The organism is Ruicaihuangia caeni (genome assembly GCF_029952955.1).
Classification (GTDB): Bacteria; Actinomycetota; Actinomycetes; order Actinomycetales; family Microbacteriaceae; genus Ruicaihuangia; species Ruicaihuangia caeni.
In genome coordinates this window covers 710,131-734,710 of record NZ_JASATX010000001.1, presented here as the reverse complement: position 1 = coordinate 734,710, position 24,580 = coordinate 710,131, and the positions used below count along the sequence as shown (strand labels likewise).

24 protein-coding genes are annotated in these 24,580 nt (G+C 66.6%); 17 read left to right on the top strand and 7 right to left on the bottom strand.

Annotation, left to right across the window (positions count from 1 at the left end; all coding sequences use genetic code 11):
• Positions 1 to 82 precede the first annotated feature (82 nt).
• Entirely contained in the window at positions 83 to 1,015 is a 933-nt protein-coding gene (locus QF206_RS03395; protein ID WP_281487781.1) for a proteasome assembly chaperone family protein, read from the bottom strand.
• 93 nt (positions 1,016 to 1,108) lie between these two features.
• Here QF206_RS03395 and QF206_RS03390 point away from each other — a divergent pair, with 93 nt between their 5' ends.
• The 3 genes from QF206_RS03390 to sucB all read left to right on the top strand — a co-directional run bounded on the left by QF206_RS03390 (position 1,109) and on the right by sucB (position 5,643).
• Positions 1,109 to 2,602 carry a leucyl aminopeptidase gene (locus tag QF206_RS03390; RefSeq protein ID WP_281487780.1) on the top strand — a complete coding sequence of 498 codons (1,494 nt, stop codon included), beginning with the start codon at positions 1,109 to 1,111 and terminating at the stop codon, positions 2,600 to 2,602.
• Positions 2,603 to 2,691: 89 nt separating this feature from the next.
• Entirely contained in the window at positions 2,692 to 4,065 is a 1,374-nt protein-coding gene (gene lpdA / locus QF206_RS03385; RefSeq protein WP_281487779.1) for a dihydrolipoyl dehydrogenase, read from the top strand.
• A 57-nt stretch (positions 4,066 to 4,122) separates the two neighbouring features.
• The gene (sucB, locus tag QF206_RS03380; RefSeq protein WP_281487778.1) at positions 4,123 to 5,643 is read left to right on the top strand and encodes a 2-oxoglutarate dehydrogenase, E2 component, dihydrolipoamide succinyltransferase; all 1,521 of its coding nucleotides are present in this window, start codon (positions 4,123 to 4,125) and stop codon (positions 5,641 to 5,643) included.
• 38 nt (positions 5,644 to 5,681) lie between these two features.
• Here sucB and QF206_RS03375 read toward each other — a convergent pair whose 3' ends face one another.
• Positions 5,682 to 7,337 (bottom strand): serine/threonine-protein kinase, encoded by a 1,656-nt coding sequence (locus QF206_RS03375; RefSeq protein WP_281487777.1) that lies wholly within the window; start codon positions 7,335 to 7,337, stop codon positions 5,682 to 5,684.
• A gap of 134 nt (positions 7,338 to 7,471) precedes the next feature.
• Here QF206_RS03375 and QF206_RS03370 point away from each other — a divergent pair, with 134 nt between their 5' ends.
• Entirely contained in the window at positions 7,472 to 8,173 is a 702-nt protein-coding gene (locus tag QF206_RS03370; RefSeq protein WP_281487776.1) for a DUF4191 domain-containing protein, read from the top strand.
• A gap of 33 nt (positions 8,174 to 8,206) precedes the next feature.
• Here the strand turns inward: QF206_RS03370 and QF206_RS03365 are convergent, their stop codons facing one another.
• Complete coding sequence (locus tag QF206_RS03365) at positions 8,207 to 8,611, bottom strand: RDD family protein (RefSeq protein WP_422785345.1); 405 nt, start codon at positions 8,609 to 8,611, stop codon at positions 8,207 to 8,209.
• Positions 8,612 to 8,750: 139 nt separating this feature from the next.
• Between QF206_RS03365 and glnA the strand changes: the two genes are divergently transcribed.
• On the top strand, positions 8,751 to 10,175 hold the full coding sequence (gene glnA, locus QF206_RS03360; RefSeq protein WP_281487775.1) for a type I glutamate--ammonia ligase: 1,425 nt from the start codon (positions 8,751 to 8,753) through the stop codon (positions 10,173 to 10,175).
• Between the two features lie 110 nt (positions 10,176 to 10,285).
• A complete protein-coding gene (locus QF206_RS03355; protein ID WP_281487774.1) occupies positions 10,286 to 10,495 on the top strand; it encodes a hypothetical protein in 210 nt (69 codons plus the stop codon).
• Here QF206_RS03355 and QF206_RS03350 read toward each other — a convergent pair.
• Positions 10,450 to 11,532: a tyrosine-type recombinase/integrase gene (locus QF206_RS03350; RefSeq protein ID WP_281487773.1), complete on the bottom strand. Its 1,083-nt coding sequence runs from the start codon at positions 11,530 to 11,532 to the stop codon at positions 10,450 to 10,452. The two genes, QF206_RS03355 and QF206_RS03350, sit on opposite strands and share 46 nt — an antisense overlap.
• Positions 11,507 to 12,196: a helix-turn-helix transcriptional regulator gene (locus QF206_RS03345; protein ID WP_281487772.1), complete on the bottom strand. Its 690-nt coding sequence runs from the start codon at positions 12,194 to 12,196 to the stop codon at positions 11,507 to 11,509. Before QF206_RS03345 ends, QF206_RS03350 begins: the two co-directional genes overlap by 26 nt.
• Positions 12,197 to 12,292: 96 nt before the next feature.
• On the opposite strand from QF206_RS03345, the gene QF206_RS03340 reads away from it, so the two are divergent.
• The 10 genes from QF206_RS03340 to QF206_RS03295 all read left to right on the top strand — a co-directional run bounded on the left by QF206_RS03340 (position 12,293) and on the right by QF206_RS03295 (position 19,109).
• Entirely contained in the window at positions 12,293 to 12,505 is a 213-nt protein-coding gene (locus tag QF206_RS03340; RefSeq protein WP_281487771.1) for a helix-turn-helix transcriptional regulator, read from the top strand.
• Between the two features lie 127 nt (positions 12,506 to 12,632).
• A complete protein-coding gene (locus tag QF206_RS03335) occupies positions 12,633 to 13,220 on the top strand; it encodes a hypothetical protein (RefSeq protein WP_281487770.1) in 588 nt (195 codons plus the stop codon).
• Positions 13,220 to 13,465: a hypothetical protein gene (locus QF206_RS03330; protein WP_281487769.1), complete on the top strand. Its 246-nt coding sequence runs from the start codon at positions 13,220 to 13,222 to the stop codon at positions 13,463 to 13,465. Before QF206_RS03335 ends, QF206_RS03330 begins: the two co-directional genes overlap by 1 nt.
• Before the next feature lie 54 nt (positions 13,466 to 13,519).
• Positions 13,520 to 14,101 (top strand): hypothetical protein, encoded by a 582-nt coding sequence (locus QF206_RS03325; protein WP_281487768.1) that lies wholly within the window; start codon positions 13,520 to 13,522, stop codon positions 14,099 to 14,101.
• A gap of 428 nt (positions 14,102 to 14,529) precedes the next feature.
• Positions 14,530 to 14,955, top strand: a complete 426-nt coding sequence (locus QF206_RS03320) for a hypothetical protein (protein ID WP_281487767.1) — start codon at positions 14,530 to 14,532, stop codon at positions 14,953 to 14,955.
• A 94-nt stretch (positions 14,956 to 15,049) separates the two neighbouring features.
• Positions 15,050 to 15,982, top strand: a complete 933-nt coding sequence (locus QF206_RS03315) for a phage major capsid protein (protein WP_281487766.1) — start codon at positions 15,050 to 15,052, stop codon at positions 15,980 to 15,982.
• A 204-nt stretch (positions 15,983 to 16,186) separates the two neighbouring features.
• Positions 16,187 to 16,342, top strand: coding sequence for a hypothetical protein (locus QF206_RS03310; RefSeq protein WP_281487765.1), 156 nt, complete (start codon positions 16,187 to 16,189; stop codon positions 16,340 to 16,342).
• Between the two features lie 7 nt (positions 16,343 to 16,349).
• The gene (locus QF206_RS03305; protein WP_281487764.1) at positions 16,350 to 16,595 is read left to right on the top strand and encodes a hypothetical protein; all 246 of its coding nucleotides are present in this window, start codon (positions 16,350 to 16,352) and stop codon (positions 16,593 to 16,595) included.
• 66 nt (positions 16,596 to 16,661) lie between these two features.
• Positions 16,662 to 18,851 (top strand): tape measure protein, encoded by a 2,190-nt coding sequence (locus tag QF206_RS03300; protein ID WP_281487763.1) that lies wholly within the window; start codon positions 16,662 to 16,664, stop codon positions 18,849 to 18,851.
• Between the two features lie 54 nt (positions 18,852 to 18,905).
• Positions 18,906 to 19,109, top strand: a complete 204-nt coding sequence (locus tag QF206_RS03295; RefSeq protein ID WP_281487762.1) for a hypothetical protein — start codon at positions 18,906 to 18,908, stop codon at positions 19,107 to 19,109.
• Positions 19,110 to 19,452: 343 nt separating this feature from the next.
• Here QF206_RS03295 and QF206_RS03290 read toward each other — a convergent pair whose 3' ends face one another.
• Positions 19,453 to 20,718, bottom strand: a complete 1,266-nt coding sequence (locus tag QF206_RS03290) for a GmrSD restriction endonuclease domain-containing protein (protein WP_281487761.1) — start codon at positions 20,716 to 20,718, stop codon at positions 19,453 to 19,455.
• A gap of 147 nt (positions 20,719 to 20,865) precedes the next feature.
• Between QF206_RS03290 and QF206_RS03285 the strand changes: the two genes are divergently transcribed.
• Entirely contained in the window at positions 20,866 to 21,615 is a 750-nt protein-coding gene (locus QF206_RS03285) for a phosphatase PAP2 family protein (RefSeq protein WP_281487760.1), read from the top strand.
• A 19-nt stretch (positions 21,616 to 21,634) separates the two neighbouring features.
• Here the strand turns inward: QF206_RS03285 and QF206_RS03280 are convergent, their stop codons facing one another.
• On the bottom strand, positions 21,635 to 24,562 hold the full coding sequence (locus QF206_RS03280; RefSeq protein ID WP_281487759.1) for a bifunctional [glutamine synthetase] adenylyltransferase/[glutamine synthetase]-adenylyl-L-tyrosine phosphorylase: 2,928 nt from the start codon (positions 24,560 to 24,562) through the stop codon (positions 21,635 to 21,637).
• Positions 24,563 to 24,580: the final 18 nt, after the last annotated feature.

Here is a 24,580-nt window from a genome sequence, read left to right as displayed (position 1 = left end):
AGGCCGCGGGCGAGGCGCTCACCCGCTGAGCGGACGCTGCGGCGGTCCCGCCGGCGCCTTCAGCGACCGTGACGGCCCCGGCTCAGCGACCCGACGACTTGCCGCCGTTCTGGTCGTCGCGGCGGCCGGCGAGGAAGCGCTCGAGCTCCGCGGCGATCGTCTCCGCCGACGGAAGCTCACCGGACTCGTCCATGAGCGGCGACGGCAGCGGATTGTCTTCCATATAGCTGTCGTGGCGCACCTCGAGCGTGTGCACGAGTCGCTCGAGCTCGGCGTTGCCGCGCACCTGCTCCTCGATCTTCGACACGAATTCGCGTCCCTCTTCACGCAGGCTGTCGGTGGGGAAGATCAAGCCGGTGCCGGCGCTGATGTTGTCGAGCGCCGCGAGCGCGGCCATGGGGAACTCGGTGTCGGCGAGGTAGTGGGGCACGAGCAGCACGAACCCCGCCACGGAACTGCCGCGCTGGTGGAGCCGGTGCTCGAGCAGGTGCAGCGCCGTCGCCGGCAACTGCGTATGCGGCCGCCAGATCGACAGCGACTCGATGAGATCGGCACGGTTGCCGCTGACGGTCACGCCGATCGGACGCGTGTGCGGCACGGGCATGGGGATGGCGTGCACCCACACCGTCGTGCTGACCTCGAAGCGGTCGGTGAGCTCGAGCACAGCAGCGACGAACGCCTCCCAGTGGAAGTCGGGTTCGAAGCCGGTGAGCAGCAGGAAGGGCGTGTCGAGATCGTCGCGCGCAAGCGACAGGCGCAGCTTCGGCGGGCGGTACGCCGTGAGGTGGTCCTGATCGAAGTACATCGTGGGGCGCCGCGCGCGGTAATCGAGCAACTCGTCGGTGTCGAACTCGGCGATGACATCCGACCGGAGTTCGTTGGTGAGGTAGTCGGTGAAGCCGCTCACCGCTCCCCCTGCGTCGGCGAACCCGGTGAGACCGGCGACCAGCGGCAGACCGGACGGCACATCGCGCGCGCCGTTCGTCAGCTGGTACAGGGTGCCGGGTTCACGCATGCCTCCAGCGTACTGGGCGATGACGCAGCGGCCGGGTGGGGGCGGAGGTTCACAGCATCCGCTCGCCTCGTGTTGATGATTACCATGACTGCCATGACGCTCCCTCGACTTCGCATTGTCTCGGCACCCCTCGAAGACGCCCACGGCGACCTGCTCGTGATCGGCGTGCGCAAGACGCCCGACGGGCCGGTGCTCGCTGCGCCGGCCGGCACCGTGCCGAGCCTCGAGGGCTCGCTGTCGAAGCTCGGGGTCACCGGCGCATCCGATGAGCTCGCGCGGGTCCTGCCATTGCGCGACGGCGGGCCGGCAGTCGCGCTGGTCGGACTCGGCGAGGGACTCGACGAGCCCGCCCTCCGGAACGCGGCCGGCGCCGTGACCCGCCAGGTGCGCGGTCTCGATTCGATCGTGTTCGCTCTGCCGGTGACGGATGCCGCGAGTGCCGAAGCCGTGCTGGAGGGCGCAGCGCTCGGCTCCTACCGCTTCACCGAGTACCGCAGCACCGCCACTGAACCGACCTCGCGCCCCGCGAGTGAGATCACCGTGCTGGCGACGCTCGCCGACGAGGAGGCGGCAGCGGTCGTCGAGGCGGCCGAGACAAGCGCGTCCGCGATCGAACTCGTGCGCGACCTCGTCAACACTCCTCCCTCTGACCTCTACCCCGCGAGCTTCGCTGACCGTGCGGTGCGCGAAGCCGAGGCACTGGGACTCGAGGTCGAAGTGCTCGACGAGGCGGCCCTCGCCGAAGGCGGCTATGGCGGTCTGCTCGGCGTCGGTCGAGGCTCGAGCCGCGGCCCGCGACTCGTGCGAGTTCGGTACGCGCCCGAAGGCGCCCAGCGCCACCTCGCGCTCGTTGGCAAGGGGATCACCTTCGACACGGGCGGCCTGTCACTGAAGCCCGCGGCGTCGATGGTTGGAATGAAGTACGACATGACGGGGGCGGCGACGGCGCTCGCAGTGCTGCTCGCCGTCGCGCGCCGCGAGCTCCCGGTGCGTCTCACGGCGTGGCTCTGCCTTGCCGAGAACATGCCGTCCGGCGATGCGATCCGGCCGAACGACGTGCTCACGATGCTCGGCGGAACGACTGTCGAGGTGCTGAACACGGATGCCGAGGGGCGGCTCGTTCTCGCGGATGGACTCGTCGCGGCATCCGAGGAGCGCCCTGACGCCATCATCGACATCGCCACGCTGACCGGTGCAGCGAAGGTCGCGCTCGGCGACCGCTACACCGCGATCATGGGCGATGACACGCTCGCGTCCGAGCTCGTGGCGGCCGGTGAGGGCTCGGGCGAGTTCTTCTGGCAGCTCCCCCTGCCCGGCTACCTGCGCGAGGTGCTTCGCTCGGACGTCGCCGACATCGCGAATGCCAAGCCTGGGAACACTGCGGCAGGCACGATGCTCGCCGGCGTCTTCCTGCAGGAGTTCGTAGGCGACCAGGGCGAGAACGGCGAGAGGATCCCCTGGCTGCACCTCGACATCGCGAGCACCGCCAACAACGAGGGTTCGCCGCGAGGTCACCTCGGCGCCGGACCGACCGGTGTCGGCGTCCTCTCACTCATCGCACTCGCGGAGCAGGTATCTCAGGCGTAGTAGTGTCGAGTGGGCGACAAACCGCCAACTCTAGACCGCCCGTCGACGCCGGCGAGGCGCTGCAATCCTGACCTCGAGGGAGTGACTGGGTGTCGGAACAGAACTTTGATCTTGTAGTTCTCGGCGGAGGAAGCGGTGGTTACGCCGCCGCGCTCCGGGCGAGCCAGCTCGGCATGAGCGTCGCGCTGATCGAGAAGGACAAAGTCGGCGGCACCTGCCTTCACGTCGGTTGCATTCCCACGAAGGCGCTGCTCCACGCGGCGGAGGTCGCGGACTCGGCCCGCGACGCCGCGAAGATCGGTATCAACGCGACGCTCGAGGGCGTCGACATCAACGCGGTGAACTCGTACCGCGAAGGCATCATCGCGAGCAAGTTCAAGGGCCTGCAGGGCCTGATCAAGGCGCGCGGCATCACGACGATCGACGGCTTCGGCACCCTCACCTCGCCGACCACAGTGCAGGTGGGCGACCAGACCATCACGGGCAAGAATGTCGTGCTCGCCACGGGTTCGTACTCGCGGACGCTGCCGGGCCTCGAGATCGGCGGCCGCGTCATCACGTCGGAGACGGCGCTGAAGCTCGACTGGATCCCTCGCCGCGCGGTGATCCTCGGCGGCGGCGTGATCGGTGTGGAGTTCGCGAGCGTCTGGCGTTCGTTCGGCGCTGAGGTGACGATCGTCGAGGGCCTGCCGCACCTGGTGCCCAACGAAGACGAGTCGATCAGCAAGCAGCTCGAGCGCCAGTTCCGCAAGCGCGGCATCGAGTTCTCCACGGGCGTGCGCTTCCAGTCCGTCACGCAGAGCGACCAGGGAGTGGTGGTGACGCTCGAGAACGGCAAGACGTTCGACGGCGACATCCTTCTGGTCGCGGTCGGCCGTGGACCCGCGACCTCCGGTCTCGGCTTCGAGGAGGTCGGCATCGAGATGGAGCGCGGTTTCGTCAAGACCGATGCGCGCCTGCAGACCTCGGTGCCGGGGGTCTACGCCGTCGGCGACATCGTGCCCGGCCTGCAGCTCGCGCACCGCGGCTTCCAGCAGGGAATCTTCGTCGCCGAGGAGCTCGCCGGTTTGAACCCGGTGGTCATCGAGGATGTCAACATCCCGAAGGTCACCTACTGCGACCCTGAGGTCGCTTCGATCGGCCTCAGCGAGGCGAAGGCGAACGAGCAGTACGGCGCCGACAAGGTCGCCACCTACGACTACAACCTGGCGGGCAACGGCAGGAGCAGCATCCTGGGCACGGCCGGTTCCGTCAAGGTCGTGCGGGTGGTGGACGGCCCCGTCGTGGGCGTGCACATGATCGGCGCGCGGGTCGGCGAGTTGATCGGTGAAGCGCAGCTCGCCGTCAACTGGGAGGCGTACCCCGAAGACATCGCGCCGCTCATCCACGCGCACCCGACTCAGAACGAGGCCCTTGGGGAAGCATTCCTCGCCATCGCGGGCAAACCGCTGCACGCACTCTGACCTCGCGTTCACAGCGCGAACTAAGCTAAGAGCCACTCGAGGGCTAGAAGGAGCATCATGAGCCAATCCGTCAACCTCCCGGCGCTCGGTGAGAGCGTCACTGAAGGCACGGTCACACGCTGGCTGAAGAACGTCGGCGATCGCGTCGAGGTCGATGAGCCGCTGCTCGAAGTGTCGACCGACAAGGTCGACACCGAGATTCCGTCGCCGGTGGCGGGCGTCATCGAGGAGATCCTCGTGCCAGAGGACGAGACCGTCGAGGTCGGCGCACCGCTCGTGCGGATCGGTGACGGATCCGGTGGTGGCGAGAACGCCGCACCGTCTGCTGGCGAGGAGGCTGCAGAGCCGCAGCAGGCGGAGCAGCCCGAGCAGAGCGCGCCGGTCGAGGACCAGCAGCAGACGCAGGAGCAGCCCGCGCAAGCCGAGACCCAGGCCGAGGAGGAGCAGGCACAGGCTGCGCCCGCGCCGACCGCGGAGCCCAGCACCGAGCGCGAGGAGCCGCTTGCGGCTCCGCAGGCCGAGCAGCGCTCTGAGCCGCAGCCCGCCGTTCAGGCAGAGCAGCCGGCCGCACCCGCCCCGCCGGCTCCCCCGGCCCCGCCGGCTCCGCCCGCTCCGTCGGCGGCAGCCCCGGAAGCTCCTTCCGCCGACGAGGGCCAGGCTGAAGAGGTCGTCGCGCCGTCCGGCTCGAACGCGGGCTACGTCACTCCGATCGTTCGCAAGCTCGCGAACGAGCGGGGCGTCGACCTCAACTCGATCACCGGCACCGGCGTAGGCGGCCGCATCCGCAAGCAGGACGTGCTCGATGCAGCGGAGTCTGGCAAGGGCGCGAAGGCCGCAGCGCCGACGAAGCTCGAGGTGTCGCCCTTGCGCGGCACGTCGGCACCGATGTCGCGCCTTCGCAAGGTCGTGGCGGAGCGCGCTGTGCAATCCATGCAGTCCACTGCGCAGCTCACCACGGTTGTGGAGGTCGACGTCACCAAGGTCGCTGCGCTTCGCGACCGCGTGAAGGGCGAGTTCCAGCAGAAGACCGGGAACAAGCTCTCGTTCATGCCGTTCTTCGCGAAGGCGGCCAGCGAAGCGCTGCAGGCGTACCCGATCATCAACGCCACGGTCGACGGTGACAACATCGTCTACCCCGAGACTGAGAACCTCAGCATCGCGGTCGACACCGAGCGCGGTCTGCTGACGCCCGTGGTCCGTGACGCGGCGACGCTGAACATCGCCGAACTCGCCGACCAGATCGCCGACCTCGCGGATCGCACCCGGTCGAACAAGCTGCGGCCGGACGAGCTCGCAGGCGGAACGTTCACGCTCACCAACACCGGCTCGCGCGGAGCGCTCTTCGACACGCCGGTCGTGTTCCTGCCGCAGTCGGCGATCCTCGGCACGGGGATCGTCACGAAGCGGCCGGTGGTGGTCGGCACCGATTCCGGCGATGCGATCGCCGTTCGCTCGACCGTCTACCTGGCTCTGTCGTACGACCACCGCATCATCGACGGGGCGGATGCCGCCCGGTTCCTCGTCGCGGTGAAGAACCGACTCGAAGAGGGAGCGTTCGAGGGCGACCTCGGCATCTGATCCGCTCGGGATCTGATGCAGCTCGGCAGCTGATCCACTCATTCGGACGCGTCGAAGTACGCCCTGAACCGCCATCCGGCCTCGGTCCGCACCATCAGGACCGAGGCCGTTGGTGTTTTCGCGGCGGCTGGCGGCTCCACTGCCTTCAACACATTTCCCGCCCGAAGCGCGACGAGCGCGCTGTCGCCGTAGTCGTCGACCAGCTCGAGTCGTGCCTCCGGAAGCAGTTCCGGCTCGGGCCTGCCGCCGTTGATCACCTGGTCCATCCCGAGCGCGTCTGAGCGTTCGGCCGACGAGCCAGGCTCCACGACGGCGCGCAGGCATGAGCGCTGCGCTTCCCGAAAGCACTCCTGCCGAGCAGCCAGCAGGAGTGCCGCAGCAGCCACGGGGTCGTCTCCCCCGATGATGGGATCCCCCTCGGGCGCCGACGGGACCGGGCTGGAATGAGCATCCGGACCAAGGGATTCGACCGACTGCCCAGCAGAGCTCATGCGCTCTCCGCCCTCGTCGCCAGGTTGCAGCAGAAGAACAGCGGCCGCGAGCGTTGCCGCCGCGCCCGCGACCCCCAAGATGCGAGAACGGCCGGAGAGGGCCATCCAGCGCGCCCGAACGTCGTAGAGCCGCGCCGCGAAGAGCGAGCGGGCGTCGGTGCCACTGGTTTCTCCGCCCTCCCGGTTCGATCGTCGAAACCCGGCGATCGAGTTCCACGCGCGATCCGGCCATTCGAGCAGCGCCCCCAGCAACGACGCCCGTGCACGCGCTTCCTCGCTCTGTGGGGGCGGCACGAAGCTCACTCTCTCGCGCAGCACGGGCTCTACGGGTTGCTGCGCCCGCGACTGCGCCGAGGCGCTGAACGCGGTACGCATCAAGGCGGCAGCCCCGCCGGCATCCGCTCGTTCCGCCATGCCCGCGCCGCCGGGTGCGAACTGCCCGCTGAGCAGGGGATGAGGATGGTGCCCAGCAGCCGACGCATCGACGCCTGGTGCGTGTCGCTCGAAGTCGACGGGCGCCGCCAAGGCTGCCCGGTGGAGCCATGCCCCGAAATCGCCGAGGCTGCGAGGTGGTGGTGAGAGAGACGCGGCCGACTCGGCGTCGATCGACTCCAAGAGGAGAGTGAGGAGCGCATCGCGGTCGGCGAAGCTGCGGTCGCGGTGGTCGATGGCAGCGGCACGGCCGGAAACGACCGTCTGACGACTGCTCCCCCAGCCGAGCAAGTACGGTGCTCCGTGCCGGTCTAACCCGATATGCGTCGCGTCGATGGCGCCGTGGGAGATGCCCAACTCGTGCAGTTCGGCCAGCGCCGCCGCGATCGGAGCGAACACGGTCACCGCTTCACCGAGCGTCAGGTGGCCTCGCACGGCGAGCAGGCCGCTGAGCGTGCCGCGTTCGAGTCGATCGAACACGAGGACCGGTACCCCGTAGTCCAGAGAGCTCACGTCGAGCAGTGGCACGGCGCGCGTGAGAGGTCCATGCCCGAGCACGGCCAGTTCGGCCTCTGCCGCAGCAGCAGCGGCGCGCGTGCGTGGCACCTTCAATGCGACCGGTGCTTCTCCGGGAGCGATGCCCAGGAGCACTTGGCACCGAAGCCCCATGCCCAGCTCGCCGACGACGCGGTAGCCGCCGATGGTGCGAAGCGGCCCGCCAGCAGGCGCACTGAGGTCGAGCACTCCAGGGTTCCCATCCGGCGATCGCATGGAGGCAGTGTGCAGCGAGCGATCGTCGCCTGGACTCACCCCGCTGCGCGAGGCCGCGCTCGGAGGCGGTGACGAACTGGGGAGGAGCCGACCCTGCGGCATTGGAGCCTTCGCGCGCGGCTATCCTTGAAGTCATGGCACGAGCCTCCAAGACTCCGAAAGAACCCGGCCGCATGAAGCAGATGTGGCAGGTCTTCCAGATGACCCGCCGCTACGACTCGAAGGCCGTCTGGTACATGTTGGCGGCGTTCCTGCTGCCGGTCGCCGCCGGCGTCGTCGCGGCGTTCCTGCTGGCGCCGGGCAACGTCGTGGGGTTCATCCTCTACGTCGTCGCAGGCGTTCTCGCGGGTGTGCTGGGTCTGCTCATCGTGCTGGGACGGCGCGCCGAGCGAGCTGCCTACGGGCAGATCGCCGGGCAGCCGGGTGCGGTCGGCGCAGTGCTCAAGAGCTCGCTCCGCCGAGGCTGGCAGGCGAGCGAGATGCCAGTGCATGTCAGTCCACGCACCCAGGATGCCGTCTACCGCGCTGTCGGGCGCGGCGGCGTCGTGCTCATCGGCGAGGGCCCGCGCTCGCGCACCACGCGCATGCTCGAGGACGAGCGCAGGAACATCGCACGCGTCATTCCCAATGTGCCGATCAACTTCCTCTACGTCGGTCCCGATGAGGACTCGGTCCCGCTGCACAAGATCGTGCGCTCTCTCAACCAGTTCAAGCGCGTGCTGAACAAGCCCGAGATCCTTGCGGTCTCCAACCGTCTCAACTCCCTCGGCAAGGGCGGGCTGCCCATCCCGAAGGGCGTCGACCCGTTCAAGGTCCGCGCGCAGCGCCCACGCTGATCGAGCGCTATGCGGTCCGGAACGCAGCGCTCGTCAGACCCGCACCAGCACGGTGCCGGCAAGTCTGTCGTGCATGCCGCGCTGGTCGGAATCCCAGATGACCGCTGGGATGACAACGCAGATGAGCAGCGTTCGAAGCGCCGGCCGGAGCACGCCGTTGTACCGTCCATCGAGTCGCACGACCCTCATCCGCATGATGAGATGGCCGATGCTCCCACCCGCGGTCGCGATCATCGCGATCTGCATGACGGCGTAGATGCTCATCATCACGAAACCATCGCCCTCGAAGAAGGCCATCGCGATCACGTAGGCGAGTGCCCAGTCGATGGCGAACGCCGCGAGGCGCACACCCACCCTGGCGATCGAACGGGACCCGCTTTCGGGAAGCCCCAGGCGTTTTCCGGGCCAATCGGTCGAAGAGAGCATTGCGTCGGACACCGTCTGATCCTAACCGCGGCTCCCCGCGTAACATCGCGGAAACATCTGCGATACGCCGGTGCAACACCGGCTGTCTACCGTCATCAAAGGCCGCGCACGTAGCCACCCCTCCCAGCATCCAGGCAGGAGCAACACCACCATGTTCAGCGACGCATCCGAAGTACTCGCGTTCATCAAGGAGACCGACGTCAAGTTCGTCGACATCCGTTTCACCGACCTCCCGGGGGTGCAGCAGCACTTCAACATCCCCGCTTCGACGGTGGACGAGGAGTTCTTCGAATCCGGTCAGCTGTTCGACGGGTCATCCATCCGCGGCTTCGCGTCGATCCACGAGTCCGACATGCAGCTCATCCCCGATGTGACGACCGCCTACATCGATCCCTTCCGTGCGCAGCGCACGCTCGTGATGGTGTTCGACATCCACAACCCCCGCAGCGGAGAGATCTACTCGCGCGACCCCCGTCAGGTGGCGAAGAAGGCCGAGAAGTACCTGGCATCGACCGGGATCGCCGACACCGCGTTCTTCGCCCCCGAGGCGGAGTTCTACATCTTCGACGACGTGCGCTACGAGGTGAACCAGCACTCGAGCTTCTACGCGGTCGACTCGAGCGAGGGCGCATGGAACTCGGGGCGGGTCGAAGAGGGCGGCAACCTCGCGAACAAGACGCCCTTCAAGGGCGGCTACTTCCCCGTCAGCCCGGTCGACCAGCACGCTGACCTGCGCGACGACATCGTGCTGCACCTCGAGGATGCGGGTCTCCAGGTCGAACGCAGCCACCACGAGGTCGGCACCGCCGGCCAGGGCGAGATCAACTACCGCTTCGACACCATGGTGCGCGCGGCAGACGACATCCTGAAGTTCAAGTACATCGTCAAGAACACCGCCCTCGAGTGGGGCAAGACCGCGACGTTCATGCCGAAGCCCATCTTCGGCGACAACGGCTCCGGCATGCACACGCACCAGTCGCTCTGGAACGGCGGCGAGCCTCTCTTCTACGATGAGGCCGGCTATGGCGGCCTGAGCGATCTCGCACGCTGGTACATCGGCGGGCTCCTGAAGCACGCGCCAGCGGTGCTCGCGTTCACCAACCCAAGCATCAACAGCTATCACCGCCTGGTTCCCGGCTTCGAGGCGCCGGTCAACCTCGTGTACTCGGCCGGCAACCGCTCGGCTGCGATCCGCATCCCGATCACCGGCACGAACCCGAAGGCGAAGCGCATCGAGTTCCGTGCTCCGGATGCCGCTGCGAACCCGTACCTCGCATTCGCCGCGCAGCTGATGGCGGGGCTCGACGGCATCAAGAACCGCATCGAGCCGCACGAGCCGATCGACAAGGACCTGTACGAGCTTCCCGCGGAAGAGGCGAAGAACATTCCGCAGGTACCCGCATCACTCGACGATGCCCTGCGCGCGCTCGAAGCGGATCACGAGTTCCTGCTCGCCGGCGGCGTCTTCACCAAGGATCTGATCGACACCTGGATCGCCTACAAGCGCGAACACGAGATCCTGCCGCTCGCCCAGCGCCCCCACCCCTACGAGTACGAGCTGTACTACGGCGTGTAGCTAGAGTCCGCGGATGTTCGGGCGCTAGTCCGCAATCAGTCCGCAAGAGAGTTCTATGAGAGCCCTTCAGGAGTGACCTGACGGGCTCTCATGCTCGCTAGGCTCCCGCCATGGCGAGCGTAGAGATCCTGATTAGTGACCAGAAGATCCTCGAGTATGTGCGCGAGAAGTACGGGCTCCACGAAGGCGAGAACGTCGGAGTGGAGGTCAGCGTTGAAACTCAGCTGCCCGTTCACAACAGCGTCGTGTCGCACCTCGTGAAGGTGGAGCTGACCTATCCAATGGAGTTCGGCGAGCTAGAACGCCTGGCCGAGTTCTGAAGCGTGAACGCTGCTGCAACTGCAGCGCGAGAGGACTCGTCGCGGTCCGGCCAAAGGTGGCCGTAGGTATCGAGCGTCGTCTTTGCCGACGAGTGCCGGAGCCTTGCTTGCACTGTCTTGATGTCAAGGCCGGAGGCGATCAGGAGGGATGCGAAGTAGTGGCGCAAGTCGTGGATGCGAAACCCCTCCGGGAGCCCTTCCACGGCCGCCCTCGCTTCCCTGAACGCCGTCTCGATCGTGTAAGGAGCGACAGGTCGGCCGAACGCGCCTACAACGAGCGTGTCGCTCCCCCACAGGGTCGGAACCCGGTTGAGCTCCAGCGCCAATTCCTGAGGGATCGGTATGGCGTTTCTCGATGCATCTGTCTTCAACGGCTGATTGGGAAACTGGATCGCCGGCGTGATGATGCCACGCATGAAGTCGACGTCGCTGACGCGCAGCGCCGCGATCTCGGCCACACGCAAGCCCGCGAACGCACCCAGCAGCACCACGGGGCGAAAGTGCTCCGGGAGCGCGTCGTGAAGAGCCCATACTTGCTCTGTGGTGGCCACGTAGGCCCGCTGCTTCGGTGCGCCTGGTGAAGTGCGCCGGCTGACCGGGGACCGAGCGAGGATCCCATCATGAACCGCGTCGGACAGAATCTGCCCCAGGCGACCGTGTAGCGCATAGATCGTGGAGTCCGCCAGCCCCTCCGTCTTGAGGGCGGCCATCCACGCTCTTACGTGAGACGGCTTGATAGCTGATAGTCGACGATCGCCGAAGTGTGCCTTGATGCGCACCAGATGAGTGCGCGCCTGCCGTACCGTACTCGCGCGGTGCACCGAGTACCCTTCGAGCCAGGTGTCGCACCACTCCCCGACCGTGATCCGGCTGGTCTTGGGGTCGACATGGGTGCCGGTGACGAGCTTCGCCGTCTCTTGATCAAGCCAACGCTGCGCGTCAGTCTTACGTTCGAAGTGTGCGGCGTATTCCTTACCACTGTGGTCGCGGTAGCGGGCCCGCCAGCGGCCGTTAGGGCGCTTCTGAATGCTCGCCACGTTCGAACCGATCTAGGACGCGTTTCGAAAACTCATCGTCGGGGAGTGTGGTGAGGTCCCTAAGTTGGAGAGGTCTCCACGAGTTCGCCATAGCCTCACTGAGCAGATCGAGAACACGCGAGTTCTCAAACGGTGTCACACGGCGGTGAAGATGAGCTCGAAGGTCTTCATAGACCTGCCCAATCACCCACGAAAGGTCGGAATTGGTTGACAACAGCTCGTCGAGCATGTCGTAGACGATCGGGTTCACCTTGATGTACTCAGCGGTCGCGATCGCGGCATCTTGAGTGAGTGGCATCTTCATGTCGAGATCCGTGGCAAGCACGAGCTTCTCATGCAGGAGGTCGCCCGCGAGAGTCTTCACAGAGTGCACGAGCTTCTGAAGCCGCTCGTAGCTCTCTCGCAACGCTGCCGAGCGTGAGGACTCTGCGAGGTCTTCCACGCGGTATTCGAGGATGCGCGCAATGGCCAGCGCCTCGGCCAAGCGCAGCTTGCGATCTCCCTTCTCGATTCGCGCGATCGTGGTCTGATGTATCGCCGGAACACCTGCGTCTGTCAACAGCCGCGCAACCTCGGCCTGCGAGAGGCCGGCGCGCTCGCGAGCCTGCTTTATGTTCCGTGCGACCGCCTTATCCACGTCGCTGACGAAGTCTGATTCCTCCATAGTCGCTAACACTCTCACAAACTGGCATTGACACTCAACACGTGACTGCATATGCTCAGACGTGTTCACCAGTAAACACAATGAGAGGAGCTGACGATGGCAACACGCCAAGGCGTGCCCCCACTAGACCGCCTGCTTACCGTTCGGGAGGCAGCCGCTCGTCTGAACCGAACCGAGGCGGCGCTTCGCTTCCAGATCTATCAGGGCACCGCTCCAAGATCCGCGAAAATCGGCGGCCGCCGAATGTTCCGTGAGTCCGATATCGAGTCCTGGATCATCGCCGCGTTCGAAGGACGTGAGGCTCACTGATGCAGCTTCTGAAGTTCAGCCAGAAAGAAGCCGGGGCGGCAACCCCGGCTCCGTGCCCGAAATCCCTGTGAAGGAAACAGACGTGTCAATTCAAGCAGAAACCCCTGACGGATCCCAGGGGGCAGCGGTGAAGCTCGACCCCAGCCATCCGCTGTACAGGCCGGTGAAGCGGCGCTTCACGATGCCGGCTGACCAGCTAGACCTTGAGAAGAGCGTCCACGCGTTCGTTGGCTCGTACGACGCAGGGGGCAACTACGTTGAGGCGGGCAAGGTACCGGCCCCGGCCAGCGCGAATGCCAACTACGCGTACGAAGAGAACGGCATCACGTGGCTCGGTTTCGGAAGGTACTACGTCGAGTCTGTCGAGAACGGCAGAGCCGCCCTTTGCTTGCTCGACAACCTTGCGTGCTCGGCCCACGAATGGTGCACGGGTCACTCAGTGCAAGAGGTGGAGCGTTTCGAGCGGGGCGAACCCGTCAGTGAGATTCACCTGGGCCAGGTTGAGACCCTTCACGAGTTCACTGCGGGGGAAGGCCACCGTGACGGACAGGCGTCCATGCAGAAGGTCGAGAGTCAATCACTTACCGACGCTTTGGCGGTACTGATCGAGATCGATCGCGAATACCGGATGCCACAACTGGCAGACCTCGCGGGTGAGCTCAGGGCGCTCGCCGACAAGCTCGACGCCCTGGCACACGGTGAGGCGGTGAACTGATGCGCACAACCGTTGATGCCCGGTTCGCCGGAGGGCCCATCTTCGTCGACACGGGCGAACTATCACACGCCCCAGAACAGACGATCGTCAGCGTCGATGTCCCCGGGTATGCCTTCCAGATGTTCCCGCACGAGGCGCGGGCGCTCGCTGACGCGCTCCGTGCCGCCGCTGACCATGCGGATGCACCGAAGGTGCTGCGCCGACCGCAACAGATCGATGACGAGCTCCGTGCGCTTGACGAGTGACGACCGGGGCCGACTCGTTCGGGTCGGCCCCTCATACCGAAAGGGGGTGATGCTGTGAGCGACTTCAGGTTCACAGGTCGGTGGTTGAACGACCGCCGCGTTATGACCCTCACAGGCGACGCGTTCAAGACGTTCGTCACGGCCGGCACGTGGATGGTTGAGAACCGCACGGACGGGTTCCTCACCGCAGACGACCTCGAGTTCATCCCCCGCGTGAGCCGTAGCAGCATCGCTCCGCTCGTTGCAGCAGGCCTGTGGGCCGAGGTGCCGGGTGGGTGGCAGATGGTCGACTATCAGGCCACACAAACGACTAGGTCAGAGTTCGAGGCGCTCGAGAATGTCAGGCGTCGAGAGCGGGAGAAGAAGGCCCGGCAACGCGCAAAGAACGACGGCGCTGAGCCCGCGGGCTTCTCACCTAGTCCCGGGGACAATCCCGGGGACGTGTCCCGGGGGTCTACACAGGCAAGGACAGGACAGGAAGGCCAGGCAAGGACAAGCACGGGTTCAGGTTCGGCGCTGACGTGGGATGTCGCACCGATTCCGGGTTCTGCTGCTGCGTGGGGTTGCTCGGTGTGTGGTGATCCTCTGCCTTGTGAGAAGGCGGATCGTGCTCATGCTGCGGTGAGGGCTGCGTGATGGCCCATAGAGACAATCGCGAACTGTGCGATCGGCATGTCGGTGAAGCCTTCGTGCCGCGCTGCTACGACTGCATGTCGCTTGAGCCTCGACGTACCCCGACGGTGAACGGGCGCTGTGCACTGCATCCCGACTACCCGGCGAATGACAAGTTCGAGTGCGCGCGCTGCGCCCGTGACCGGGAGGCAGCATGACCACCTCAAGCGCTATGACCGACCTCCCGCTCGAGGTGCATCTGATCGGTGTGAAGGGCGGCCGTAACCGTGCCGCGTTCATCGCACTACCCGGCGCGGTCCTCATCGTCCGAGTGCGCTACGCCGCATCCGGGGGCATCCGTTGGCGCTGCGACGCGTGCGGACGGTTCCCCACACCTGAATGCGGGCACGCTGCCGCGATGCTCGCCGAACTAGAGAAAGAGAGATCCCACGATGGCTACGGACAACGACCTCGACAGATCCGCTGACACAGACGACGCCGGCACCGTGTCCGGGAACCGTGAAGCGGCGAAATACCGAACCCAGTTGCGTGAAGTCGAGAAGGAGCGCGACCAGCTGCGCGACGAGCTCAGCAACATGCGGCGCGGGCTCGTCGACGACATGGTTCAGCAGGCCAACCTCAAGCCCGCGGCAGTGTGGGCGACTGGTGTGGAGCTCGAGTCGCTCCTGAACGATGACGGCACGATCAACCGTGACGCTGTGCACGCCGCGATCGGCGCGACCCGGGACATGCTCGGTATCCCCAAGCTCCCCGCCGCGCCCTCCGCTGACGGCCAAGGCACCACCGGTGACGTGATCGCCGTCGAGCCAGCCGAAGAGCTGTCATGGAGTGCCGCGATCACGGCGCGGGAAGCCTGAGAATGTCGCACCTGGCCGGTAAACTGCTGATGAGCAGTAACACCGGCCAGGTGCCGGCACAGCTCAGCAAGAAGCTCCAGGTGAGCACGCACGGTTGAGGCAGGGCCTCCCGAGCAGCGCAAGCAGCCACCTCACCCAAGGAGCGTCCCTCATGTCAATGTCAACCGCATCCGCTGCGCTGGCGTTCAAGCCCGAGCAGATCGGCCAACTCATCACCGTCCCGGTCCAGAAGGGATCGATCGCGCTGCAAGTCGCGACCGTGATCCACACCGACCCAAGCCACAAGTTCCGAGTCCCCATCGTCGCCGCCGATCCCGCCGCGGCATGGACCGCCGAAGGAGCCGACATCACCGCGAGCGACGCGGTTCTCGACGAAGCGGTCGCCGAGTACAAGAAGCTCGCCGGGCTCACCATCATCACCAGCGAACTCGCCGACGACTCCAGCCCCGAAGCCGCAGGCATCGTCGGCGCAGGACTCGCCCGCGACATCGCCCGCAAGATCGACGCCGCATTCTTCGGCACCAACGTCACCGACGAAGGCCCCCCGCCCGTGGTCAACGCGAACCAGCCCGCAGGGCTCGAGGATCTCGCGAACGTGAACGCCATCACTGGCCCAGCAGACTGGGCGAACGTGGACCCGTTCACCGAAGCGGTCTACGAGGCCGAATCAGTCGGCGCTACCGTCAACGCGTTCATCGCCCACCCGGCCGACGCTCTCGCCCTTGCCCAGGTGAAGGAGACCACTGGCTCCAACCGGGACCTCCTCCAGCCCGACCCCACGCTCCCCGGGGTCCGCAGGGTCGCTGGCGTCCCGCTGCTCGTCTCACCCGCCGTCACCGAAGGCACCATCTGGGGCATCCCAACCGCGCTCTCACTCGTGGCACTCCGCAAGGACGTGACCCTCGACGTCGACCGATCCGCGTACTTCGCCAGTGATCGTGTCGGCATCCGCGCCACGCTCCGTGTCGGCTGGGTGTTCCCGCACGAAGCCGCGATCCAGAAGATCTCCCTCACACCAGCCGGCTGACCGGTGCCAAAGCTGTCGCGGTCACTGCTTGGGGGCCCTCCTCCCCAAGTGGCAAGCAGTGGCCGCGACTCATTCACCGCAGAGCACCCCCGGTACCCCCTCCCCCCGGGGGTCCTGGAGCGCGGGGAGTTGCTGTGATTCGAGTTATGTACGGGTCTGGGGGATTTCACCTCACGGGCCCCAAAGACGAAAGGAACCATCCGAATGAACCCGTGGGACATCGTCTCCTGGATCGGAGCGATCGCAGTCGGACTGTTGATCATCGCCTTGAGTGTCACGATGCTCACCTCGCTCGTGCGAGGACCTCAGAAGCGAGAAGACCAGTTCGATCGACTCGCAAGGCGACTCGGGAAGGAATGAGTCGTTGGTGACTGTCGATGACGTACTCACCGAGATGACCGCTCGACATGCCGCTGTGGTCACGGCGCTCGCGAAGGCCGAAGAGCGGCCAGCCATCCTCGACCAGATCGATGACCCAGCGACCTTGCGCGCCTGCACGCTCGCGCTGCTCGACATGGTCGACGCGGTCTTCGCAGGAAAGCAGAACACCGCTGCTCGAGCGCGGTTCACGAAGGCTCTGAAGGTCTACCAGCGCCAGTTCGTCGGACTGTAACCGCGCCGCTAACTCAACACATCACCAAGCCCCAGTTGCCGTGGGGCACTCCTCAGGAGGAACCCCATGGCACAAGCGACTCTGTTTGTCGAGATCGTCCCAACGACGACTGGCGTCAAGCGGAACATCGAGAAGGATCTCGACGGCAGCTTCTCGACTGCGGAGAAGAAGGGCACGTCGGTCTTCGGGAAGATCGGCAAGCTGGCCAAGGGAGCCGCTCTCGCGGCGGCTGGCGCAGCGGCCGCGCTCACCGGGCTCGCCATCAAGGGCGGGTTCGAGCGGATGCTCAAGATCGAGGACGCCACCAAGAAGCTGGAAGGCCTCGGTCACTCGACGGCGAACGTCGAAACGATCATGGGCTCCGCCCTTGCCGCGGTGAAGGGCACCGCGTTCGGTCTCGACACCGCCGCGACGGTCGCCGCGTCCGCTGTCGCCGCTGGGATCAAGCCGGGGCAGGAACTCGAGAAGTACCTCCGTCTCACCGCTGATGCAGCAACGATCGCCGGCGTCTCGATGGATGAGATGGGCTCCATCATGAACAAGGTGCAGGCCAACGGCCGCGCCATGACGGAGAACCTCAACCAACTCCAAGACCGCGGCATACCGATCCTGCAGTGGCTCGCTGACGAGTACGGCGTCACAGCGGCAGAGATGTCGAAGATGGTGTCGCAGGGGAAGGTCGACGCCGAGACCTTCAACCGGGTCATCGAAGAGAACATTGGCGGGGCCGCGCTCAAGGCTGGTGAATCCACTCGCGGCGCGTTCGCCAACATGATGGCCGCGATCAACAGGCTCGGCGAGCGAGTCCTACAGGACATCTTCCCGCTCGTGCAGCCGGCGCTCTCCGCGATCACCCGAGCGCTCGACACGATGACCGACAAGGTCGGCCCTGTGATCGAACGCTTGTCCACGGGGTTCCGGGCGCTCAAGGAAGGCATGACGTTCGACGGCGATGTCGACACGCTCGCGCTTGGCCCGTTCCTCAGCACGTTCGTGAAGATCGGCCAGGCCGTCTCCGAGGTCACCGGCGGGTTCCGCGCCATGTTCGAGGCATTCAAAGCCGGAGGACGCGACGTCACGTCGTCTGGCCTTGCCGGGTTCATGGAGACCGTGGGTCTGGGCGCGCGGGCTCTCTTCGACGCGTTCAAGCCCCTGTTCAGCGGTGGCCTGGGGGAACTCCTCGGATACCTGACACCGCTCGGTGCGGTCTTCAAACTGCTCGGCCCGCTGCTGCCGCAACTGGTGGCCCCGCTCGGGCAGATCGCGGAGGTCTTCGCGGGTGCCCTCGCCTCTTACCTGCCCATCGTCGCTGAGGTGTTCGCGAAGATCGGTGAAGTCCTCGGCGGGGTGCTGCTGGCTGTTATCCCGGTCGTGGCCGACATCCTCGGACGGCTGGCAGGCGTTTTCGAACGGATGATGCCGGTCGTGCTCGTCATCGCGGGGATCATTGCCGACGTGCTGGTGTCCGCACTGGATCTGCTGATGCCGGTGGTCAGTGTGGTGCTGTCCTTGCTGGACCCGCTGTTCTCGATTTTCGAGGCGATCATCCCGCCGATCCTCGCGATCGCGCAGGCCCTGCTGCCCGTGGTGGGGATCCTGATGGACGCGTTCGCCCCGATCCTGATCACGGTCGTGCAGATCATCGGTACCGCGCTCGCCCCCGTCCTCGAAACCATCGCCGCGATCCTGACGTTCGTCGGCGGGGTCATCACCTGGCTGGTGCAGAACATTGTGGTGCCGTACTTCACGAAGATCATGGCCCCCGCGATCCGCGTTGTGGGTGACATTTTCACGACCGTGTTCGGTGGGTTGGGGGATTTCTTCGCCGGTATTTGGCGGGGTATCGAGACCGGGTTCAAGGCGTTCGTGAACTTCATCATCGACGGGATCAACGGGTTCATCGACGGACTGAACGGGATGGGCGGGTTCCTTTCCGACATCACGGGCGGGGCGATCGATTTCCGTATCGGGAAGCTGCCCCGCCTCGCCCTCGGCGGTGTCGTTGAGGCTACCCCTGGCGGTGTGGCGGCCGTCGTCGGTGAAGGCCGCTACGACGAAGCGGTCCTCCCGCTCGGTGGTCCTCAACTGGAACGCGTGCGCGCGGCTCTCGGCCGAGGGAGCAGCGACCGCCCGATCTACATGGACGGCACGTTGTTCGGCTGGGTGCAAGAGATCGCCAACAGCGAAGCGAAGTTGGTCGTCAACAAGGACAACCGCGACCAGGCTCGGCGGCTCGACATGGGATGGCAGTTCTAGACCGAGCAAGCCGCGCAGCGGACGGGCGCCAGGAATCCCGATTGACTGGATCGGGTGATTATTCAGTACCAGTTTCCGCCCGCACTGATGACCCGGGAGATCGCGGCGTACTACATCAGCGGTTCCCTCCGCGACGTCGACGAGCTCCGCGCCATGGGCGAGATCACCCCAGTCGGGAATCAGAAGCGCGTGAAGTTCCGCAAAGACGACCTCGACGCGTACATTGCGGCCCTACCGGAGAAGCATTCCCGTCGTTGATGTCTCGAATCGAGTCCGCAAAGAGTCCGCAAGAGCGTCGAAACAGCGCTATCACCCGCAATTACCCACAACCGCGAAACCCGCGGAATCTCGCGGAAGTCAGTCACGCACAACACGCGACAATCACGCGCGAGGAGTACGAGCTGTACTACGGCGTGTGACGACCGAGCTCCTCGGAGCCGCGTCGAGCTGACCGCAACAGCGCGGTCCGCGGAATCAACGACAGAGCCCGCCCGGCGATCGCCCGGGCGGGCTCTGTCGTCGGCAGGGTGCCGAGGAGGATTCGACCGGCGCCGGGAAGATCGATCCTTGCGGCACCGGCCGTTCCCTGAGAGGGTCGCCGCTACTCGCAGGCGATGCCGTCGCCGTCCCGGTCGAGGTGCTTGCCGTACCCAGGATCGCCTGAATAGACGGGTGCAGCGCCCGCCGCACGAGCTGCGGAACAGTTCTTGTAGTAGACGTCGGCGGGAGCCGGGGCGGGTGCTGGCGCCGGCGCGGGAGCCGGGGCGGGTGCAGGCTCGGCAGGGGCCGGGGAAGGTGGGGGCTCCGCGGGAGCCGGCGCTGCCACGACGGGGACCGGTGCGAACGTGGAGGTGACGCCAGGCTCGTTCGGGCACGCGCTGAGCACGCGTGCCATGGCGTCCTTCTCCGCTTGCGTCACCCAGAGCCCGTAGGTCGCCTTGACCGAGATCTGACGCGCCACGTACGCGCAGCGGAACGACTTGTTCGCGGGAAGCCAGGTAGCAGCATCACCGTCGCGCTTCTGGGCATTCGATGCGCCGTCGACCGCGAGGAGGTTCAGGGGGTCGTTCGCGAACGAGACGCGCTGCGCCTGCGTGAGCTGCTGGGCGCCCTTCTGCCAGGCGTCCGACAACGCCACTACATGGTCGATCTGCACGAGGGTCGAGGTGGTGTTCCCCCTCACGAACGACACCGTCTGCGCGGTGTACGGCGAGACGAGCGTGCCCGCCATTACCTTGCACGGCCCCTCCCGGACTACATCGGTCAGATCCCGCGCGAGCATGTCGTTGCGCGTGTCGCAGCCATTGCGATCGACGTCGAGCCAACCGTCACCGAACCGGGCCTCGCGGTCGTACCCGGTCTTCGGCGCGCGGCCCTTCACCGGCAACGACGCCAGCAGTTCGAGCGCAGTACCGTTCGTAACGGATGCATCGGCGACGGTCTGCGCCTCTTCGGCCGGGCTCTTCGCCGTGGCGGGGTCGGCAGGCGCCTCGTCGGTGAACTCGAGTCCGGGGTCGGCTTGCTCTGCGGGCTCGACATCCGGTTCGGTTTCGACGACCGGAGCTGCCTGAGGCGTCGGCGCGCGAGGATGAGTCGCCGCGTACACCGAGCTTCCGAGACCTGTCACGAAGAAGGCACCGACGAGCGCGCCGGCGGCGAGCTTCCTCGACGGCAAGCGCAGCCAAGTCTTGCGCCCCGTCACGAGTGCATAGACCGCGAAGCCTGCGCCGATCAGGCCCAGCATGATCAGAAGGCCGCCGACCCCTGTGGATAACGCTGCTGTCAGCAGGAGAAGCCCTACGATCGGAAGCGTCACCCACTGGATGGTGGTGAGCTTGACTCGGGTGCGGGGTCGCGGGTCTGTCATTCGTCCTCAATCGGGTTTTCGGGAACCTTTCAACGATACGGATCGCAATCGCCCCCGCACGGCCCCCACATCGAGGGTCCCAATCGCGCGCCTTGGAGAGCGGTCGCGCGCGCCGGCATGACCAGTAGGGGCGCGTAGCATTCGCGCATGAGCGACGCACAGCGGCGCACCGTGCCAGCCAGGCCCGATCCGCTGCGCCCGCTCCGCCGCCTCAGTGGCGGGGCCGGCATGCCCTTGGTCGTCGCATCGATCGCCGGAATCGCCGTCGTGGTGTGGTTCGGGATCGCTGTGGCGACGAGTTCAGAGTGGAGCCGGGCGGAGAGCCGAGTTCTCGGGGCGCTGATTCCCCAGCATCGGCCCGTGCCCGATGCCGTTGCCTTGGCGATCGACGCCGTGTTCGATCCAGCACCCGCACTCGCGATCACGATTGCCGTCGCGACCGCCGTCGCGGCAGCGACGCGCGACATCGCTCGCGCTGCCACCTTCGCGCTCACCGTGCTCGTCTCCTGGCGGACCGGTGAACTGGTGAAGCTCCTCGTGCAGCGCGCCCGTCCTGACGTGCTCGACAACTGGCACTCGCATGCCGACCTCGTGAGCTCCACCGCGTATCCGAGCGGACACGTGGGGTTCGCCACGGCGCTCAGCATCGGCATCCTGGTGCTTGCACGCGACCACCGTCGGCGATCGACGATCGTCTCGCCCGCGTGCGTTCTGTTCGTCGCGGTCGTCGCCTACTCGCGCATGTATCTGGGGCTGCACTACCCCACGGATGTGCTCGCGGGCGCAGTGCTCGCCATGTGCGTCGCCGGCGTGTTCCTGGCCTGGTGGCTGAATCGCGCACTCCCGGTGCTCACGATGGCGGCAGGGTGGCTCCGGCCGCCGTCATGGCGACCCTGACCGCTGAACCGCGGACCAGTCACTCGCCGTAGAACTCCCGCTCGAAGACGCGGCGGGCGAGCCGGGTGGCGCGCAGATAGTCGTGCTCGAGCTCTGCCGCGTGGCCAGGCGGGTACCCCATGACGCGAGCCACACCCTCGAGCTCATTCCAGTCGATGGGCAGGATGTCGGATGCGGCCCCGCTCCAGAGGGTCGTGGCCGACCGCGCGCGGGTGGCGATCATCCAGGCATCACGGAGCACGTCGGCATCGGCGTGCTGCACGAGACGCGCGTCAAGAGCCGCGCTGAGGGCATCGAGCGTGCTGGTCGTGCGAAGCGCGGGGAGCCCGTGCCCGTACTGGAGTTGCAGCAACTGCACGAACCATTCCACATCGCTGAGCGATCCGCGGCCGAGCTTCAAGTGACGCGACGGGTCTGCCGCCTGCGGAAGGCGCTCCGCCTCCACACGAGCCTTCACGCGCTTCACCTCGCGCACCTCGTGCTCCGTCAGTCGCGCCGGGTAGCGAACCTCGTCTGCGAGAGCCTCGAAGTCGTCGATCAACTCCTGGTCTCCTGCGACGCCACGGGCGCGCAGCAGCGCCTGAGCCTCCCAGGTGAGCGACCAGCGCGCGTAGTACGCACGATACGAGTCGAGCGAGCGGACGATGGGGCCGTTCTTCCCTTCTGGTCGCAGTGATGCGTCGAGGTCGAGCGGCAAGCGCAAGTCGTCGCTCGCCTCGACAAGCGCGCGCACCAGTCGCTCCGCCATTCGGCGGCTGCCGGGGCCGTCCGCTCCGTCACCGCTGCCGGAGACTTCCGAGCGATACACGTACATCACATCGGCGTCCGACCCGAAGCCCAGCTCTGCCCCGCCGAACCGACCCATGGCGATCACCGCGAACTGGATGCCGTCGACACCGCGCCTGGCGCTCGCGAGTGCGCCCTGCAAGAACGCGGTGTTGATGTCAGCGATCGCGCGGCCCACCTCCTTCGTGCTGATCACGCCGAGCAACGAGGCCAGGGCCACCCTGAGCATCTCTCTTCGTCGAGCGGCGCGAAGGGCGTTCACGGCCGCCCCAGACGACTCGTGCCTCGCGGTGGTGGCCAGCGCTTCGTCGAGCAGCGACTGCGCGGCGCGGGGGCGAAGCTCGCTGTCGTTCTCGAGCCATGCGGCGGCATCCGGCGTTCGCTCGAGCAGTCTCGTGGCGTAGCGCGACCCTGAGAGCACCTGCGCGAGGCGGTGCGCCGCGGCGGTCGAATCGCGCAGCATCCGCAGGTACCAGTACGCCTCGCCGAGGTCTTCGCTGATCCTGCGGAAGGCGAGCAGTCCGTGGTCTGGGTCGGCGCCCTCAGAGAGCCACTCGAGCATGACCGGCAGGAGCGTGCGTTGGATCGCGGCGCGTCGCGAGACGCCGGCCGTGAGCGCCGCGATGTGGCGCAACGCCCCGACCGGGTCAACGAACCCGATCACCGCGAGACGAGCTGCCGCCTGCTCGCCGGAGAGCGCCGCGCCTTCCTCCGGCAGCGCGGCCACGGCCGACAGCAGCGGTCGATAGAACAGCCGAAGATGCAACGAGCGCACCGCTCGCTTCACCCGTTCCCACGCGGCGATCAGCTCGTCGGCATTGGCGAACACGCCGGTGGCCCGTGCGAGCACGCGGAGCGCCTCGGCATCGGTCGGCATGAGGTGCGTGCGCTGCAGCTTCGCCAACTGCAGTCTGTGCTCCAGCAGTCGGAGCAGCCGGTAGTCCTCGGAGAACTCCACTGCCTCCGCCCGCCCCACGTACCCACCCTCCGCAAGCGCCGCGAGGGCCGAGAGCGTCGAGCCCTGGCGGATGCCGCCGTCGTACTGCCCGTGCACCAACTGCAGCAACTGCACGGTGAACTCGATATCGCGAAGCCCACCCGGGCCGAGCTTCAACTGCACATCGCGCTGCTCGCTCGGCACATGCTCGGTCACGCGCTCCCGCATGCCCTGTACCGAAGCCACAAAGCCCTCACGACCAGCACTCGCCCAGACGAGGGGCGCGAGGGTCTCGACGTAGCGCCTGCCGAGGTCGGCATCCCCTGCCAGCGGCCGCGCCTTCAGCAGCGCCTGGAACTCCCAGATCTTGGCCCAGCGCTCGTAGTACGCCAGGTGCGATTCGAGGGTCCGCACGAGCGCGCCGTCCTTGCCCTCGGGACGGAGGTTCGCGTCGACCTCCCACAGCGGCGGTTCGACCGATGGCTCGCTGATGATGGCGATGGCGGATCGTGCGAGCGACGTCGCGATCGACAGCATCCGCGTGTCGTCGATCGCGTCATCGCGGCGCTCGGCGACGAAGATCACATCGACGTCGCTCAGGTAGTTGAGCTCCCGGCCGCCCGCCTTGCCCATGCCGATGATCGCCAGGGAGGTTGCCGCGAGGGCTTCGGGTGCCGCCCGCGAATCGCGCCGGGCCAGCTGCAGTGCGACGTGCAGCGCCGCTCCGGCGAGATCGGCCAGCGCGGCTGCGACGGGCTCTACGGCATCTCTCGGATCTGCCTGCTCGAGGTCCCACGCTGCGAGCGAGAGAACCGCACGTCGATAGGCGACCCTCAGCGCATCCTGTGCCGCGATGCCCGTCGCCTCGGCAGCGGCTGCGGTGAACTCGGTCTCGTATTCGATCTGGCTGCGGGGGCCATGGGCGTCGAACAGCACTTCGGCATGCTCGGGATGCCGCATGAGGAACTGCGCGAGCCCGCTGGAGGCGCCGAGCACTCGGATGAGCCTCGCCGCTGCCTGCTCATCGGCGAGCAGCCGGTCGAACGTCTCAGGGTCCTTGTCGCGCAGCTGCTCCAGTTCGCGGAGCGCCTGATCGGGGTCTGCAGCGCCCGCGAACAGCGGCACCGATTCGTGTGGCAACTCGTGCAGGCGGTCGCGCGCAGCAGAGAGCTCGGTGAACCCCAGCCGCGCGAGTTCAGCGAGCGTGCTCGGGGTGCGAGACATCGTGCTGGGGCTCCGAAT

Bases quoted from the DNA above. Each gene is read 5' to 3' on its own strand.
- QF206_RS03320 (WP_281487767.1), top strand. From the start codon at position 14,530: ATGGCTACGGACAACGACCTCGACAGATCCGCTGACACAGACGACGCC.
- QF206_RS03300 (WP_281487763.1), top strand. From the start codon at position 16,662: ATGGCACAAGCGACTCTGTTTGTCGAGATCGTCCCAACGACGACTGGC.
- QF206_RS03345 (WP_281487772.1), bottom strand. From the start codon at position 12,196: ATGGAGGAATCAGACTTCGTCAGCGACGTGGATAAGGCGGTCGCACGG.
- QF206_RS03280 (WP_281487759.1), bottom strand. From the start codon at position 24,562: ATGTCTCGCACCCCGAGCACGCTCGCTGAACTCGCGCGGCTGGGGTTC.
- sucB (WP_281487778.1), top strand. From the start codon at position 4,123: ATGAGCCAATCCGTCAACCTCCCGGCGCTCGGTGAGAGCGTCACTGAA.
- QF206_RS03395 (WP_281487781.1), bottom strand. From the start codon at position 1,015: ATGCGTGAACCCGGCACCCTGTACCAGCTGACGAACGGCGCGCGCGAT.
- QF206_RS03340 (WP_281487771.1), top strand. From the start codon at position 12,293: ATGGCAACACGCCAAGGCGTGCCCCCACTAGACCGCCTGCTTACCGTT.
- QF206_RS03310 (WP_281487765.1), top strand. From the start codon at position 16,187: ATGAACCCGTGGGACATCGTCTCCTGGATCGGAGCGATCGCAGTCGGA.
- QF206_RS03375 (WP_281487777.1), bottom strand. From the start codon at position 7,337: ATGCGATCGCCGGATGGGAACCCTGGAGTGCTCGACCTCAGTGCGCCT.
- QF206_RS03370 (WP_281487776.1), top strand. From the start codon at position 7,472: ATGGCACGAGCCTCCAAGACTCCGAAAGAACCCGGCCGCATGAAGCAG.
- QF206_RS03390 (WP_281487780.1), top strand. From the start codon at position 1,109: ATGACGCTCCCTCGACTTCGCATTGTCTCGGCACCCCTCGAAGACGCC.
- QF206_RS03285 (WP_281487760.1), top strand. From the start codon at position 20,866: ATGAGCGACGCACAGCGGCGCACCGTGCCAGCCAGGCCCGATCCGCTG.
- QF206_RS03355 (WP_281487774.1), top strand. From the start codon at position 10,286: ATGGCGAGCGTAGAGATCCTGATTAGTGACCAGAAGATCCTCGAGTAT.
- QF206_RS03330 (WP_281487769.1), top strand. From the start codon at position 13,220: ATGCGCACAACCGTTGATGCCCGGTTCGCCGGAGGGCCCATCTTCGTC.
- QF206_RS03290 (WP_281487761.1), bottom strand. From the start codon at position 20,718: ATGACAGACCCGCGACCCCGCACCCGAGTCAAGCTCACCACCATCCAG.
- glnA (WP_281487775.1), top strand. From the start codon at position 8,751: ATGTTCAGCGACGCATCCGAAGTACTCGCGTTCATCAAGGAGACCGAC.